This is a genomic window from Armatimonadota bacterium (assembly GCA_028871815.1).
GTDB lineage: Bacteria > Armatimonadota > Chthonomonadetes > Chthonomonadales > Chthonomonadaceae > REEB205.
This window is the reverse complement of the sequence record JAGWMJ010000005.1, coordinates 195,799-211,407: the sequence shown is the minus strand read 5'-3', so window position 1 is coordinate 211,407 and position 15,609 is coordinate 195,799. Positions and strand designations below refer to the sequence as shown.

General features: G+C 63.5%; 12 protein-coding genes. 2 read left to right on the top strand and 10 right to left on the bottom strand.

Translation table 11 applies throughout. The features are described from left to right. Window positions 1–43 precede the first annotated feature (43 nt). Window positions 44–1,522 (top strand): Gfo/Idh/MocA family oxidoreductase, encoded by a 1,479-nt coding sequence (locus KGJ62_08285; protein ID MDE2126573.1) that lies wholly within the window; start codon window positions 44–46, stop codon window positions 1,520–1,522. Between the two features lie 21 nt (window positions 1,523–1,543). Here the strand turns inward: KGJ62_08285 and trpE are convergent, their stop codons facing one another. The 4 genes from trpE to alaS are packed head-to-tail and all read right to left on the bottom strand — an operon-like array spanning window position 1,544 to window position 9,218. Next, entirely contained in the window at window positions 1,544–3,043 is a 1,500-nt protein-coding gene (trpE, locus tag KGJ62_08280) for an anthranilate synthase component I (GenBank protein MDE2126572.1), read from the bottom strand. 33 nt (window positions 3,044–3,076) lie between these two features. Then, window positions 3,077–4,246 (bottom strand): hypothetical protein, encoded by a 1,170-nt coding sequence (locus KGJ62_08275; protein MDE2126571.1) that lies wholly within the window; start codon window positions 4,244–4,246, stop codon window positions 3,077–3,079. Window positions 4,247–4,273: 27 nt separating this feature from the next. Further along, complete coding sequence (locus KGJ62_08270) at window positions 4,274–6,466, bottom strand: hypothetical protein (GenBank protein MDE2126570.1); 2,193 nt, start codon at window positions 6,464–6,466, stop codon at window positions 4,274–4,276. 28 nt (window positions 6,467–6,494) lie between these two features. After that, a complete protein-coding gene (gene alaS, locus KGJ62_08265) occupies window positions 6,495–9,218 on the bottom strand; it encodes an alanine--tRNA ligase (protein MDE2126569.1) in 2,724 nt (907 codons plus the stop codon). Between the two features lie 74 nt (window positions 9,219–9,292). Between alaS and KGJ62_08260 the strand changes: the two genes are divergently transcribed. Then, window positions 9,293–9,748, top strand: a complete 456-nt coding sequence (locus KGJ62_08260; GenBank protein ID MDE2126568.1) for a hypothetical protein — start codon at window positions 9,293–9,295, stop codon at window positions 9,746–9,748. 26 nt (window positions 9,749–9,774) lie between these two features. Here KGJ62_08260 and KGJ62_08255 read toward each other — a convergent pair whose 3' ends face one another. The 6 genes from KGJ62_08255 to KGJ62_08230 are packed head-to-tail and all read right to left on the bottom strand — an operon-like array spanning window position 9,775 to window position 15,566. Next, window positions 9,775–11,046 (bottom strand): M48 family metalloprotease, encoded by a 1,272-nt coding sequence (locus KGJ62_08255; GenBank protein ID MDE2126567.1) that lies wholly within the window; start codon window positions 11,044–11,046, stop codon window positions 9,775–9,777. A gap of 38 nt (window positions 11,047–11,084) precedes the next feature. Next, on the bottom strand, window positions 11,085–11,594 hold the full coding sequence (locus tag KGJ62_08250; protein ID MDE2126566.1) for a hypothetical protein: 510 nt from the start codon (window positions 11,592–11,594) through the stop codon (window positions 11,085–11,087). A 21-nt stretch (window positions 11,595–11,615) separates the two neighbouring features. Next, on the bottom strand, window positions 11,616–12,293 hold the full coding sequence (locus KGJ62_08245; protein ID MDE2126565.1) for a hypothetical protein: 678 nt from the start codon (window positions 12,291–12,293) through the stop codon (window positions 11,616–11,618). A gap of 37 nt (window positions 12,294–12,330) precedes the next feature. Further along, complete coding sequence (locus KGJ62_08240) at window positions 12,331–12,780, bottom strand: hypothetical protein (protein ID MDE2126564.1); 450 nt, start codon at window positions 12,778–12,780, stop codon at window positions 12,331–12,333. Between the two features lie 48 nt (window positions 12,781–12,828). After that, on the bottom strand, window positions 12,829–15,018 hold the full coding sequence (locus KGJ62_08235) for a hypothetical protein (GenBank protein ID MDE2126563.1): 2,190 nt from the start codon (window positions 15,016–15,018) through the stop codon (window positions 12,829–12,831). A 20-nt stretch (window positions 15,019–15,038) separates the two neighbouring features. Further along, window positions 15,039–15,566, bottom strand: coding sequence for a hypothetical protein (locus KGJ62_08230; protein ID MDE2126562.1), 528 nt, complete (start codon window positions 15,564–15,566; stop codon window positions 15,039–15,041). Window positions 15,567–15,609 lie beyond the last annotated feature (43 nt).

The window sequence follows — 15,609 nt, the reverse complement described above, 5'->3', positions numbered from 1 at the left end:
CGTGGCCGATGACGGGAATAGGCGAGGCGAGGAGGCGCGCAAAATGCCCACAACCCGGCGGCGGTTTCTGGAGGAGTCGCTCATCAGCGCGGCAGCGGCAGTCGTGGCGGCCCGCGACGCGGATGGCGGAATACCGAACCGACGGGTTGCCCCCAACGACCGCGTTCGCATTGCAGTTGCCGGTATCCATGGGCGCGGGAAGGACCATATCCGCGCCTGGTGCCGGCCGGGAGTGGAGATCACCGCGATCTGCGACGTGGATACCGCCCTGATCCCGGCCGCGCAGGATCTGGCTGTAAAGGGTGGCCAGCGCCGACCGAAGGCGTATCAGGACATTCGCCGTCTCCTGGACCACCATGTGTGCGACGCCATTTCGATCGCAACGCCCAACCACTGGCACGCGCTCGCCGGAGTGTGGGCCATGCAGGCCGGGCTGGACGTGTATGTGGAAAAGCCGGTGAGCCATGAAGTAACGGAGGGCCGCCGCCTGGTTGAAGCGGCTCGAAAGTATATGAGAATCTGCCAGGCCGGCACACAGATCCGGTCCTCCGCAGGGTCTCGGGCTGCGATCGACTTCATTCACTCCGGCGGCATTGGTAAGGTTTACCTCGCGCGCGGCCTTTGTTACAAGCGGCGGACCAGCATCGGTATCTATCCCGACTCTCCGCCACCGCCTGAGCTGGATTACGATATCTGGCTCGGGCCGGCGCCGGAGCGGCCGTTCAACCGAAACCGGTTTCTGTACAACTGGCACTGGTGGTGGGATTACGGCAACGGCGATATGGGCAATCAGGGGATTCACCAGATGGATGTTGCCCGGTGGGCGCTCAATCAGGCCGGCCTGCCGCACTCGGTAATGGCCCTTGGCGGGCGATTCGGGTACACCGACGCCGGCGAGACGCCGAATACGCTGCTCTCGTTCTTCGACTATGGCGCCGCGCACCTGATCTTTGAAGTGCGGGGCCTGCCCACCGCGGACCTCCTTGGTGTGCGGATCGGCGACATTGTCTACGGTGACAAGGGCTACGTAGCGTTCACATCCTACGACGACGCCGTCGCCGTGGATATGGCTGGAAACACGATCCGTCACTTCCATGGTGGTGGCGACCACTTCGGCAACTTCCTGAAGGCAGTCCGAAGTCGGAGGTGGCAGGATCTCCATGCCGATATCCTGCAGGGCCACATCTCCAGCGCTCTGGTGCATATCGCCAACATTTCGTACCGCCTGGGCAAAACCACGCCGTTCTCTCAGAAGTCCGCCGCGTTCGGCGACGATAAAGATGCTTACGCAACATTCGCAGCCTTTGAGAAACACCTGGCGGATGACGGCGTGTCACTAGCCGATAGCGCCTACCTTCTGGGTCCGAAGCTGCCGTTCGATCCGCGTCACGAGCGGTTTGAGGCTCACGGCGCCGGCGCCGAGCGCGCCGGCGATCCGGATTGGCGCAATATGGCGGCCCAGGCCAACTCGATGCTCACGCGCAAGTACCGAGCGCCGTTTGTGGTGCCGGAGAAGGTTTAAGCCGGGTAGGGCGGGCGCCGCTCAATCCAGCCCGGCACGCGCCATTTCGATGGCGCGCACCAGGGCGCCCGCTTTGTTGAGACACTCCTGGTATTCGTACTCGGGGGTGCTGTCTGCCACAATGCCGCTGCCGGCCTGCAGCGTGGCAGTGTTTCCGCGCGCCCAAAGCGTGCGGATGGTTATCGCCATATCCATACCGCCATCAAAGCCGATGTAGCCCACACATCCGGCGTAAAAGCCGCGGCGCACTGTTTCCAGTTCGTCAATGATCTCCATAGCGCGTACCTTCGGCGCCCCGGACACCGTGCCGGCTGGGAAACATGCCCGGATCGCATCGAACAGGTCGCGGTCGTCTCTCAGGTGGCCCAGCACATTGGAGACAATGTGCATCACGTGAGAATAACGCTCCACCGCCATCAGTTGATCAACGCGAACGGAGCCGTAATCGCACACGCGCCCCACATCGTTGCGCCCGAGATCCACCAGCATCACGTGCTCCGCCAACTCCTTCGTATCGGCAAGCAGTTCGCCCTCAAGCGCCGCGTCCTCCTCGGGTGTCTTGCCTCGCCAGCGCGTACCCGCTATCGGCCGAACGCAGACCTCGCTGCCATTCACGGTTACCAGGATCTCCGGCGATGATCCGATCATCCGGTCGGGACCCATCTGAAGATAGTACATGTAGGGCGATGGATTGACCGAGCGCAGGGCGCGATAGACGTCAAACGGACGGCAGTTCAACTCCACCGTGAAGCGCTCGGAGAGCACAATCTGGAATGCGTCGCCGGCCAGAATGTACTCTACGCACCTGCCAACAGCCGCCTGATACCGCTCAATGCTGGAGTGTGGCGCCGGTACAACCTCGGAGGTATCCACCGGGCGTAACTCCGGAGCCGGTGCCGGTCGCTTGAGCGCCGCTGCGAGCTGCGCGATTCCGGTGGCCGCGGCTTCCCACGCCTCGCCGGGATCCTGTTCCACCTGTGCATTGCAGAGCAGCACCATCCGCCGGCGAACGTGATCGAAGATCACCAGGCGGTCGGTGATGAAGAAACACGCGTCATCCACCTCCAGATCGTCTGGGTTGCTATCGGGTAGCTCCTCGAAATACCGCACAGCGTCGTAACTGAGGAAGCCGACCGCGCCACCGCAGAACCGAGGCAGGTCGGCGCGCCCAACGTACGGCCGTGCCTGCATCAACTTCTTCAGCGGTGTGAGCGGGTCTTCGCCATCAGCCAGCACGCCAACGGTGTTTTCGCCGCGATTGCTGATGCTCCACGATCCAGCCCGGCACCGGTAAATGCAGGTGGGGCTTACTCCAAGAAAGGTGTATCGGGCAAGCTGCTCACCGCCGGTCACGCTCTCCAGCAGAAAGGCCCAGGGCGTATCACCGCCCTCGGCCGCTACCAGGCGATCATAGGCGGAGACGGGCGTGATGCGGTCGGCGAGTATCTCGGCCGTAATTGGCGCCAGACTGCCCGGCCGCGCGAGCCGGATAAACTCTTCTTTGGATGGGGAGATCTGCATGGGTGGAGATAGACGTGCCGGTGCAGCAAGCCGTTATGGCGGCAGCCTGTGCAGCCGGCGCAACCCCAATGGTCTACCACGTTTTCGCCGCACCTGCCGGCGGCCAAACCTCCGTCCACGCGATCGATGCGTGGAGCCGATGGTGGGCCGCAAAGCATAAACTTCACGATCTGCCGCAGCAACCAGAATCTGGTCGCCGTTCGGTTCGGTCGCCGAGCAGATTGCCAGGGCAGGCGGAACTCCGCGCGTTACGCCAACCGGCTGTCCATCCGGCGTGTAAAGGTGGATTGCGCCCGCGCAATCAAGCGCGGCCAGCAGATTTTCTCGCGGCGAAATCCGAAGCATCGCAAGGCGACGTGCGCCGGTCTCGCGAAGATTGACGCCCAGACTGCGTACCCAGCGCACATAGCCGGTCACCGACATATCGTAGATCAGTTCGCGGTCGCTGTCCGGCTTGCCGGCCAGGGCGACAATGTCCCAGGCCGTCTGGTTGTGCAGATTGAACGAGTCGACGGTCCGGAACGTCACGTTATCCGGTCGGGCATTCAGGCGTTGTGTGCCACGGGCATCGAATCCGAGGAGCGCGCCCGTGCTGTCTGTGGCCAGCACCATTCCTCCAATTGCTCCCGTTACGGTGGCTGCAACGCCCTCAATCCCGCCGAACTGCGGCGCTTTCCATAGCACATGGCCGGCGGCGCCCAACACATGAATACCCCCGAAGCCACCGTAGCCGATAACTGCGCCGAATATGCCGTCTGGTGGAGCGCCGGCCGGAGCTGCCCAGGTGACGCCGGTGCGGGCGCCAAATGGGTTGTAGCGCCATAGAAGCGCTCCGGCCTGGCTGTAGCCGAATACCGACGTTTGGCCCGCTCCGAACGCCAGCAGCCAGCCGGCGAGATGACCGGTCGCAGCGCAGGGGGTCACCTGCCGCACGGTTGGATCCAGCTGGAGCGCCGCGACCGGCTTTCCATCCGTGCTGAGGATCGAGACGCGTCCATCCGCCCGCGAGGCGTAGATCGCATCACCCGCTATTCCGTCACGCGGTCCGGCGCTCACGTCACGCCAGTGGAGCGGACCGGGCCACGACCATATCAGCCGCAGTGGCGCCGCCCGGCTCCGGACCGCTGGCCGCGCCGGCCCGCGCCGCTGAGCGTACGTCGAACCGCTGCACGACAACAGGATGGCAAAAACGGGCGCAACCATGCGGCGAGCGATCCTGGGCATGGCGCCTTATTGGGCGGGGTGGGGCGCAACTCCTGCTCCAGCAGCGGCTGAAAGCACCTCCCATGCCATCCAGACACCGGCGACACCAAACGCGTATGCACACGTAACCACGCCGGAGTCTTTGGAGATGAGGGCCGTTGCAGCCACTACCACCACCAATCCCAACGCGTGGCGTAGTCGGCTCCCGCGCACCATTAGCGGCATCTTGCGCCGTTCCGCGGCTGCGAGTGCCACTGCGATGGTGGCGGCAAACCCGCCGAAGATCAGCAGAAGCCACGGCGAGCGCGCCAAAGTCATGCTCAGCCGCGCTTTGCGCAGCAGAATCGCCCCCAGGTAGCGAAAGCCTCCACCCGATGATGCGGTCCGGAGCGCTTCACCGGCATGAGAGGCGCTGCCTGGAAGAAGCCATGCATCTGCCGTTGCAGCTGCTACGGCTGCAGCAGCGCCGCATATCGCGCCCGGCAGCGCATACAGCCAGAAGGCCGGCCTGCGCCGTTCGATGGCAACACAGGCCGCCAGCAGCGCACCTCCAATCACCAGGCTGCCGCTATTGGCCCCAAGCTCCGGCCAACCAAACACGAGGAACACCAGGGCAATCAGCGCGATACGAAGGCGGCCCGCGCGCCCACCGTAACTCCGCGCGCGCGCGTAGAGCCCGAGCGCCGTGGCAGCCGAAGCCAGTCCCAGGTACTCATTCCCAATGCCGTACAGACGGATCCCGGAGACGGTGTAGCCGCTCATTATCGATGACTTCATCAGATGCTGGCCGGTCGCAAGGTCCAGCAGCAGCACAACGATGAATATGCCCGCAGCCACCGGCGCCGCTTCGCGACCGCTTGCGGCAGCGCCAACGGTACACAAGAGGGACAGCGCAGCGATACAGCCGACGATCAGCCAGCCGTAAGCGGCCACACTCCCTGGCAGCCAGAGACCGGCCAGCAGGCAGGCAGCGGGGAGATTCAACGCCGCAACGCACAGCCCGGCGCCAAAGCTTGCAGATCGGCAACTCCCGGCTGCTGCAAGCGCCAGGCAGCACGCGACCGAGATGCCCAACAGACCGCCTATGAGCGCCATAACCGGCACCACTGCGTGTGCATTCAGCTGCTCACGACGATCCATCCGAAGCAGGGACGCAATCCGACTCCCAGCGGATGACGCGATTGTGTGGATCGGCCGGCCGATCATCCCGACCGGCGCCGCCGCGCCCAGCAGCCTCAGCACCGTCGGGGCTACATCCACGTTGGAGACAAGGCCGGGCGTACGCGTCGTCGCGGAGGTGAGCAGGCCGGGTTGGAAATCCGGCCCGACCGCCGCCGCTACGGAGAGTCGATTCCACTTCGGCGACGGCGCGCCCAAATCCGGGAGCGGCCACGCGCTAACTAGCAGCACGTCACGGCTCGCGGCGTCGGGCGCTTGCATCAGCCGCGTCAGGAAGATGTCCGCACGGTGCAGCGCTGCCAGCCGGATCGCGCCGCCAGCATGCGCAGCGGCTGCACGCGCGCAGTCTCCCAACTGCACCACCGTAAGCGCAGCACCGGAGCCGGTGGCGGCATCCGCCAGCGCGCGCGGAGCATCCACAAGTCCGAACGGCGAAGTCGCAGAGGGCCGCGACATCGGAATGGCACCGTCCGCACGGCCCCACGGGTCCATCGCCAGCAGCACCGCTGCCCGTTGAACCTGGTTGGTATCGGCAGCCCCGTACACCTTCACGGTGAGTGAATGGGGCGACCCTTGGAGCACGGCGCCGAGCCAACCACTTTTTATGCCATTTCGCGCCAGGCGACCGATTCCGGGATAGTAGATGCTGCCGTGCGCCTCTGAGCCCTTCGAACCGTAATCGGCCGCGGTGCGGCGCATGGTGACGGTGCGGTAGGTGCCGGCCTCGCGTGGATATGCGCCATCGCCGGCTCCGGCGCATGCAGAGACGTAAAACGGCGTCGGGCGCGCTCCAACAGCCAGTACCAGGTCCGCGTAGGCTGGGTCCGACTCCGAGGCGCCGGGCTCGCTCAAAAGCCCGACGGCGCCCGTGGCAGCCATCCGCCGCAAGGAGGGGATCCGCAGCAGATCACCAGGCTCGAGGCCGTCGCACAGCACCAGCACCACGCGGTGGCGAGGCGGCTGCTGAGCGACCGCGGGGCAAAGCGCTGCCGCAGTGGCGCTCAACGTCACGAATAGATGCAGCCACTCCCGGAGCCTCAATACCACTCACCTTGAGCTGGCAGTACAGTCACGAAGCGTGGGTCGCACCCGCCTGCGCTTCAATAAACCCGGCTGCGGCGTCCAGCGCGGCCTGCAAGCGTGCAGGATCCTTGCCGCCGGCACGGGCGAAGTCGGGCCGGCCACCTCCTCCGCCGCCAGCGATCTGCGCAATCTCGCGGATGAGATTGCCGGCATGGAATCCGCGCGCCACCAGGTCGCGCGAGACCTTGACGGCAAAGTTCACCGCGCCGTCGAGGACCGCGCCGGCCACCACAATGCCGGATGGCATTGCGCTCGAAGCGCGGTCAACGAACTGTACCAACGCCCCGGCATCGGCATTCGGCAGCGCGCTGATCACCGTGGGCACGCCGCCAACGGTTTGAGGTTCGATGGGTGGCGCATCAGCCCCGCCCGCAGCGCGCAACCGGCGGACTTCGCGCTCCAGCTCGGCCTTGTCGTGAACCAGGCGCTCCGCCGCAGCGGCAAGCTGCTCCGGCGCGGTGCGTAGGAGAACCGCCGCGGTACGCAGCAGCTCTTCCCGTTCCCGGACGCGTTCCGCGGCCATTCGGCCGGTTACCGCTTCAATCCGGCGAACACCGGCAGCAACTCCGGCTTCGGAGACGATCGTAAACAGACCGATGTCGCCGGTGTGTGTCAAATGCGTGCCGCCGCAAAGCTCGATGCTGAAATTCGGCACCGTCACCACTCGCACGAATTCGCCGTAGCGCTCTCCAAAAAGCGCCATTGCGCCAAGCTTCTTCGCATCGGAAAGCGGCACGTCCGCATCCACCGTTACCGGGTCATCGCGGAGCACCTCTTGCACAACACGGTCCACCACCTCCGCAAGCTCGGCCGGCGTGACGGGCGCACCGTGCGTAAAGTCAAATCGCAAACGATCGGGCGTGACCAGCGAGCCTTTCTGATGCACGTGGTCGCCCAGCACGGTCCTCAGCGCCGCCTGCAGCAGGTGCGTCGCGGTGTGGTTGCGCATAATGTCGTGACGGCGCGACGCGTCCACTTCGGCCAACACATGCCGGCCAACCGAGGCTTCGCCTTCCCGCACCACGCCGGAGTGCCGGAACACGCCGGAGCTGCGCGTGGTTGCCGCCACCTCAAACCAGAGGCCGCAAGCCGTGCCGTCGGACGGACCGCGCACCGTTCCGGTGTCACCCACCTGTCCACCGGCCTCCGCGTAGAACGGCGTGGAGTCCAGCACCAGATCCACGTGATCGCCGGGCCGCGCAAACTGCAGCTCCTCGCCATCCGGACCTAGAATCGCCTGGATCACAGCTTCGCCCGATGTCCGGGCGTATCCGGTGAAGCGCGTAGGCGCCTGCCCGGTGCGACCGGCGCCACCCGCCTGATCGAAGAGACCGCCTCCCAGCCGGCTGCTCGCGCGCGACCGTTCGCGCTGCTCCGCCATCGCGGCGTCAAATGCCGCCATATCCACGGATGCGCCGGCTTCCCGTGCCAGATCCTGCGTAAGGTGCACCGGGAATCCCCAGGTATCGTGCAGCTGAAAGGCGTCGGCGCCGCTGATCACCAGTTCCGGCTCGCCGACCTGATCCGCCAGCAGTCCCTGGATGCGGCTAAGGCCGATCTCCAGCGTTCTCCGGAAGCGCGTCTCTTCCGCCTCCAGCGTGGACACGATGAGCGCGCTGCGCTCAGGCAGTTCGGGATAGAAGTCACCCATCTGCTCGATGACACGCGGGGCCAGCTTGTGCAGAAACGGCTCTGAAATCTTCAGCGTGTGTGCTGCATACCGAATGGCCCGTCGCATGATGTACCGCAGCACGTAGCCACGGCCCTCGTTGGACGGGAGGATGCCATCGGCGACGCAAAACGTCATGGAGCGCACGTGCTCGGCTATGAGGCGCTGCGCAAAGTCCTTAGGGCTGTTCAGCCCCTCGTAATGGATGCCCGACAGATCTTCGATGTCGGTTAGAATCGGCTGGAACAGATCGGTGGAGTAGACACTGCCGGCCTTTTGAGTCACCATCACCAGCCGATCAAACCCGGCGCCGGTATCGTTGTTGCGGCGCGGCAGCGGCGCCAGTGCCGGCTCGCCACCACTATCGGTCGACCGGTTGAACTGCGTGAAGACGTTGTTCCACACCTCCAGCCAGCGGCCGGCATCGCAATCGACGATGAATCGCTCCGCGGGCGACATGGCGCCGCCATGGGCCATTTCGTCTGCGGACCCCAGCCTGTAAAAGACCTCGCTGCACGGGCCGCACGGCCCGTCCGGACCTTGCGAAATGGCGTTCGCAGGCCAGTAGTTGTGATCTTCGCCCAGGCGGTGAATACAATCCTCGGGAAGTCCAACCACCTCCCGCCAGATGCTGAACGCCTCGTCATCGTCTGAGAATACGGTGACGTTGAAGCGCTCCGGCTCTAGCTCCAGCGTGCCGGTGAGGAACTCCCACGTCCAGGGGATCACTTCGGCTTTGAAGTAATCTCCAAAGCTGAAGTTGCCCAGCATTTCGAAGAAAGTACAGTGTGAGGTATCGCCAACACTATTGATGTCAACGGCTCGGAAGCATTTCTGCACCGTGCAGATGCGCGGATTCGGTGGCTGCGCCGCCCCCACAAAGTAGGGTTTGAACTGCTCCATGCCGGCGCCGGTAAAGAGAACGCTTTCGTCCTGGTTTCCCAGTATGTCGATTGGCGCGAGCGGAGAGCTGGGCAGAATCTGGTGCCCGCGCTGACTGAAGAAACTGAGGTATTGCTGCCGTAAGTCGTTCGCAAGCATCGCGTTGAACTGTGGCTCCAGAGAGTGAAAAGAGGTGCGTCGGGTTGTATTATGACAGAGGGAGGGAGTGCAGAATGCCGCATTGCCCGTTTGTTCGCGAGGGGCCGATCCGATCGGCGCGGCGGCGCGCTGGTCTCCGATGGATCGCCTGGCTGCTCGTGCTGCCCGCATCTGCGGTTATGTTCGGCTGCACCAGAGGTATAGACGCAACCTACACCGACGCCGACGGCTACGGCCTGTTTGCGCTGCATCCAGACCAGACGTGGCAGTTTACTGCCCCAGGAGCGGGTGCGGCGGCCAGCGGTATGGAAAACTGGCATGGCGTGTACCGGCGCGATGGCGCAACCGTGCACTTTACCCTTGCACTTTCGGTCCTCAAGAAGGTTGAGGCCGGTGCGAAGCGGGACCGTGGTCTGGCGGAGATGATGCAATGGGCCGGTATTTCGGCCAATGGCCGGTTCAATGGATCACTATCCGACGGCGGCAAGACGCTGACCGTCTTCAGGGTAGCGTACCGGCAGAAGCGCTGAGGCTTAAAGGCCCGGATTCACCCGGCTCAATGCCCTTGAGGCGTGGGGTACTGCGGGTTCGAATCGAGTTGAACCTTTTGATCGATTTGGGCGATCGCAACTCCCACGCTGAGCGCGAGTTGGGGCACGGTCTGGTTCTGGGCAGCAGCGTCGGCCGGAGTTAGCAGCGGCAGCCCGCGAAAAAGCACACGGCTGTTATCGGCGTTGGTGCGCACCTCCCACGATTGCAGATGGGTATCCACCAGCTTGTTGAGCTGCGCCGCGATACGATCCCCGCGCTGCACAGCAGTTTCGCCATCCATGCCCACCACGCGGCAGATATCCACGCCGCGCATCGCCAAAACCGCGACCGCCGGCTCGGCCGGGTCGGTGCGCGCTGTGGCGCGCAGCGTCGGGTCCACTTCGCTCAGCCGGATAGGTATATGCAGCGATTCCAACAGCTCGCGCGCGGATGTGGCGCGGTCGGCGCCGGGTGGGTGCGTGCGGTAGATACCGAGATTGCCGTAGGTGTGGTTGCGCTCGTCAGCGGCCTCGCGCAGCATGAAGCTGTACAGGCCAACCGGGTTGTACTTGGTGTGCGTCAGGAGCAGAATGGCGCCATGATCGGCATCTTCTTCCGCGTGTATGCCGTAGGTGTTTATCTTCGCAGTCTGGTAGAGGTTCGCGGCCAGAAAGACATCGTACGCGCCATTCATTGCGCTGTGGCTGGCAATGGCCCCGAGGGCGACAAGCGGCAGGATCCACTTCTGTATCTTGTCGTTCTCGTGCATCAGCTTCATCGTGTGGTGGTGATCCACATGCGTGATCTCGTGCGCCAGCACACCGGCAAGTTCATCATCCGAATGGACGAAGTTGAGCAGCCCCTTGTACACGTATATGAACCCGCCGGGAAGCGAAAAGGCGTTCACATCGGGATCATCCACAACCCGGAACGTGTAGTGGAACTTTTTCAGCTGCGAGCTTCCCCACAGCGCCGGAATCGGTACGGTGTTGGCTACGTGGGCAATGGCGTCACCGATCCGTGTGACGCGGTCAACCAGCGCCGGGTCGGTAACAAACTTGGCGGTTTTGTTGAACTCGTCGGCGTTTTCGCGGCCAAGCTTGACCTCGGCGTCATCCGCGTAGCCGTCCGGCCCAACGCCGGAATCCCTGGCGGCCGTCGGAGGTTTGGTGTGGCCGGCCTGCGCGAGGGCAACTGCCCGCGATGCGGGCAGAAGCAGCGCGAAACCCAGCGCGACGCACGCGGCGCGCGCAAGCAGCGAGCGGATTGCAGATTGTTGGCCCAATGGTCTCGACATGCCCTGCTTAGTTCATACGTTACGCAGCCAAAACGAGTTCACGGAGCTGGAAACAGCTCCTCTTCCTGGCCGTTTGTCCACGTAACCCTGGCATCCAGGATCCCTGCCGCGAGAACCATCCTGAGAGATCGGACGCCCGACAGATCGTGCGCGGAACCATCCGGCAGGAGGCCGATTCCGATCCAGGCTGAGTTGATGTCGGCCACGTCGCTGCATGTGATCGAGAATCGCCGATTCTCCGCAACCACCTCGAGAGTGCAGGGAAACAGCTCCGCACTCTGCATTTGACGTTCGCCGGCCACGTTGGTGACGGCATGCGTCATTGTGGCGCGCAGCATCGGTTGGCCATCTTCCTCCGGGAGTTCGACCAGCACCGATACCTCCTCGACATCTGTCTGCTCCACCAGGTGGTGGTTCAAAAAGAGATGGAAGACGAGCGGCTGCAGGTTGCTGACGATGATCTGGACGAGACCGCCGCCAAGAATGCGCGCAAGCTCCGCGGCGGAAGGCTGCGGAGCCGGGTCGGACGGCGTGTGCTTAGCAAACACCGCAAGCGGCCTCGTGCCGGCTCAATAGTTGGTGTACCGGACGCGCCGGCCGCCACCGAACCCGCGAAACAGCCGGATGACCAGCCAGATAATAAATCCGAAGACAAGAATGCTGACGAGCGAATGGAACCAGTTGAAACCGCCGGGATAGTAGTAACCGCCGCTGTAGTAGGGCGGATAGTAATAGAACGATGGGTAAAACGGCGTGTAGTAATACCAGGCAGGGTGCGCCCAGCCATAGCTGTAACCGCCCCAGCCGCCGTAGTAACGCGCCGGCGCCGACCTGCCACCATAGGTGTAGATAGAGCTGGAGTGCACGAAACCGCTGCTGCCGAAGGCGCCATGCCGCCCGAACGAGCCACCGGAGAAAGCGGAACCGAATGAACCGGAGCGGCCGCTGCCGGACCGGGAGTTGCCGAACAGCTTTCCGCCGCCAAACGAGCCGGAAGAGCGGCTGGAGCCAAACGAGCCTCCTAACGACCGGCTGCCCCCACCAAATGAGCCGCCGCTGCGTCCGAGCGAGCCGAACGAGTGGCTGCCGCCGCCGAACGAGCCAAATGAACGACTGCTTCCGCCGAAGGAGTGGAAGCTGCCGCCGCCCCGAAACCGCTGAGCCGCCGCCTGGCGCGGTAAGCCGGTGAGCAGCGCCGCGGCGCAGGCAACTAGGGCGATTCTGTAGCGAAGGGCTATACGAAGCATGGGAGTCTCTCCTGCGAACTGCCGGCAGGGGGCCGTGTCACGACCAGATGGTGAAGGTGGCCACTTCGGGCGCACCCAAAAAATGAGTCTTGAAGAGAACGATGAACGCTCGGACCACATTGGTCTGGGCATTCACCTCTACCTCAAGATCGAGGACTTCATTGGTTACGTCGGCGCCATTGTACCAGACGCGCGTAACCTCAAACATAAAGCCGGGGTTGGTGTTCTCCACGATCACTTCGTGGCCCGGAAAGTCGATCTGCAGGCGTCCTGGGAAGATCGGGATCTCCTGCTGGGAGCTATCCTGCGGCACGATGGATGCGGTCATCTCACCGCCGAGCTGAATCCCGCCTTTAGCGGGGTTTCCGCCTTCGTCGCGTCCGGCGGTCAGCTTCACATTGAGCGCATTCGCCAGCACCTCTTCGCCGTTATTGGCCAGCGTGGTGCTGTCCCAATCTCCACCTGTTCGGAATGTAACGTTGTTCACGGTTCCTCCTGCCATCGCATCCTTCGACGTGGCCTATACGCCAGGGTTTCACGCTGAAGTCGAGCGTGTGGTGGAACCGCCGGATGGCTCAATTCGGGCGAACTCGTCCTGAGTTATTTCCGGCGCGCCCCAAAAACGCCTCGCGATAGCGCGGAGTCGGCCGGGACGGCGCTTTGCATGCATCATGCTCACGCATTGGCCATATTCATCGTCGAACGCGTGCACTGCGTGCTGGAGATCCGCCCACGCCGCATCCATCCGAGCGCGGGCACGCTCGCTGTAATCCTGCGGTATGACCGGCCGCAGTGCTTGAACGCGTTCAAGCTCCTGTCGAAGCGCCAGTATTTCCTTGCCCCAGTATTGCTTCGCGGCGTTTCTCCGGTACAGAGCTTGCCTGTATTCGGCAAGCCTGTCCAGCAGGTTGCTCGCCGATTCCCTGGGCACTCCGCCGCTAGTCGTACGGTCAGGAACCTCAGCCGACGAGAGTAGGTATTGACCGTTTCGCCGGTAATCCCGTGGTGCTGGCGTACGGACCGCCCCCGCTCCAGGCGTTGGCTCCGGCGTTTGGGCAGGGTCAACCACGGCAGGTATTGGTCTATTGTCCGCCGGAGGTAGCATGGACGTCTCATCGCGTGCGGCCTCAGATTGCCGATCGAACACCAGGTCCGCCACAGGTTTGTCTTCTGTCGCACGCTCGCTCTCTGCCAGCAGCTTTTCCGCTAGCGTGTGCACGCAGCGGGCGCGCTCGGATTCGTACCAGCTCCGCTTGACTTCGTGGAATCCGCGCTCCCAGGCAGTAGCTACGTGTAGTGCGACGAAGGGGACGACCGCGAATGCGGCCAGCAACCATTGGACCAGCCAGCCGAGATGCAGCGGTACCTGCTGCAAAGCAACACGACCGTTAGCCTGGCGCACCGCGACAGCGCTGTCGCCCGCGCCACGCATGTTAATGAAGCGAACGATCCCCTCCTTGTCGACGCATATCTCGATAGAGGTAATCGCTATAATGACGCCAACGGTGAGGATCAGGGCTGCTAGTCGCGGCCAACCGAGTCGCCTCCAGGCTTCGGCACGTTCTGGATCGCGGCAGAGTGCGGCATTCATACACGCAGATGCGCAGCGTTCCGTGCCGCCGTCGATTACGCGGCCAAACAGCCAGAACAAGAAGATGCCGAGTATAACGGGACCGGATATCGATGCCCATTCCCCATCCTCCAGCATCTGCCTGATGTTGAAGCCGATCATCGCACACAGGCTCAGGCCAAGCACGGTACCGCAAGCCACGGTAAAGATAATGTTGCTGACCATGTGCAAGATAACTTCGCGGCTTCGCTTCGACGCATCCGGCTGCTCTGGGATGCAGAAGCCGCCCCGTTGTGCCAGCACTGTTGCCGTCTCGGTGCGGCGCTCAGCGCTCCGTCGGATGCGCTCGAAGTCATCCTCCGGTGATTCTGTCGGAACTGGGCGGCTCGTCTGACCAGAGCCGTCAGGCAGCGGCGGCACCGCGAGATGAGGCGTCGGTTCGATCACGGACGCGCTCGGTGTCGTAGGGTCCGGGCGGCGCCACCGACCAAGCCAGTTCCACCTACGGCGCGCACGAGCCGGCGCGACGTCGCTCCGTGAGGACATCGGTTCCGCGCTAGGCGCGTTTGGACCCTCATCCACCTCAGGTTCCGGTTCGGGAATGTCAGCCGATTCCGAGTCGTCAGGATCATCCATTTGAGCACCGACTCCACCAACGGAGCGATGGACACAAACCGGGATCGGCAGTCCTGCGTCTATCGCGGCCGCAGCCAATTGCGCATAGGTCTCTTCGCACCCATTGCGAAGTTCAGCGAGGTCAGCGCGAGCTTCCGTGCGTACCGATTGCAGTTTCGTTTGCAAGTTGTCCATCTCAATGCGATGCGATGCCGCCTGGGCTTTCGCGTGCTCGACATATTGCAGATGAAACGCGGCCTCCTCACTCCGGACGCCGCTCAAACGCGCCTCAGCGTCCGCTGCGCGTAGCGCGCGGTCCCTCAAACGCGCAGCTCGAAGGGGCTCATATCGTTCGATCAGCCGGATCGCCGCGTCGTACCGCCCGATCAGGTCCTTACAGTCGGGAATATCGTTTCCCACTGCCTGAGCGGCGCGCTGCGAGCCGTGCCACGGATGCAACGACTCAGTCGGCATCTCTGGCGCGGCCGGCGCCTGCGCCGGGGCGCCAGCGTTTGCCGTATTCGTTATAGTGGCATCCATGGCCGGCTGCTGTTGTTGCCTCAATCCAATCCAACCGCATTACGAAAGTCGCGGTCGCTAACTACGTCCTGATATGTAGTGAACCGGCCAGGTGGCAGCGTTTGAAACGCCCGGACCCATGTGTCGTGGTTGGATGGCGAAAGACCGTCTACGAGCACCCGTACGCCCCGGTGCGCGGCAATCATCGCGCAATCCCTCTGAAACTTGCTGGTGTCCGCGGTGTAATCATTGTCACCGTCCGTGACAAAGAGCACGGATGGTCGGGCGGCCGTTTGGAATGCGTCATCGGCCAGCAGGAGTTCCATCGCTCGTACCGGCCTCGTTTTGCTTTGCGCGGAACCCATTCCGGTCATGTGATTTGACTCCGCCGGCACAAGGGCGCTGTCGTTCCCCGGAACCTGTGCGCTGTAGAAGCACTGCGCATCGCGTGAGTAGCCCCAAAGCTCTACCGGAATGTTCCTAGCATGTGCGTACGCCGTTAACCGGTTGAGGACCACAAACGCCTGGTCGCGGAACCGGACCGTTGAGCCGGAGTTGTCGACCATCATGATTATCAGGTCCGGCTGGTTTCTCGATTGGTTGCTGCCAGCA

Excerpts from the sequence above, each read along its gene's own strand:
- KGJ62_08285 (MDE2126573.1), top strand. The coding sequence starts at position 44 with ATGCCCACAACCCGGCGGCGGTTTCTGGAGGAGTCGCTCATCAGCGCG.
- trpE (MDE2126572.1), bottom strand. The coding sequence starts at position 3,043 with ATGCAGATCTCCCCATCCAAAGAAGAGTTTATCCGGCTCGCGCGGCCG.
- KGJ62_08275 (MDE2126571.1), bottom strand. The coding sequence starts at position 4,246 with ATGGTTGCGCCCGTTTTTGCCATCCTGTTGTCGTGCAGCGGTTCGACG.
- alaS (MDE2126569.1), bottom strand. The coding sequence starts at position 9,218 with ATGCTTGCGAACGACTTACGGCAGCAATACCTCAGTTTCTTCAGTCAG.
- KGJ62_08260 (MDE2126568.1), top strand. The coding sequence starts at position 9,293 with ATGCCGCATTGCCCGTTTGTTCGCGAGGGGCCGATCCGATCGGCGCGG.
- KGJ62_08255 (MDE2126567.1), bottom strand. The coding sequence starts at position 11,046 with ATGTCGAGACCATTGGGCCAACAATCTGCAATCCGCTCGCTGCTTGCG.
- KGJ62_08245 (MDE2126565.1), bottom strand. The coding sequence starts at position 12,293 with ATGCTTCGTATAGCCCTTCGCTACAGAATCGCCCTAGTTGCCTGCGCC.
- KGJ62_08235 (MDE2126563.1), bottom strand. The coding sequence starts at position 15,018 with ATGGATGCCACTATAACGAATACGGCAAACGCTGGCGCCCCGGCGCAG.
- KGJ62_08230 (MDE2126562.1), bottom strand. The coding sequence starts at position 15,566 with ATGATGGTCGACAACTCCGGCTCAACGGTCCGGTTCCGCGACCAGGCG.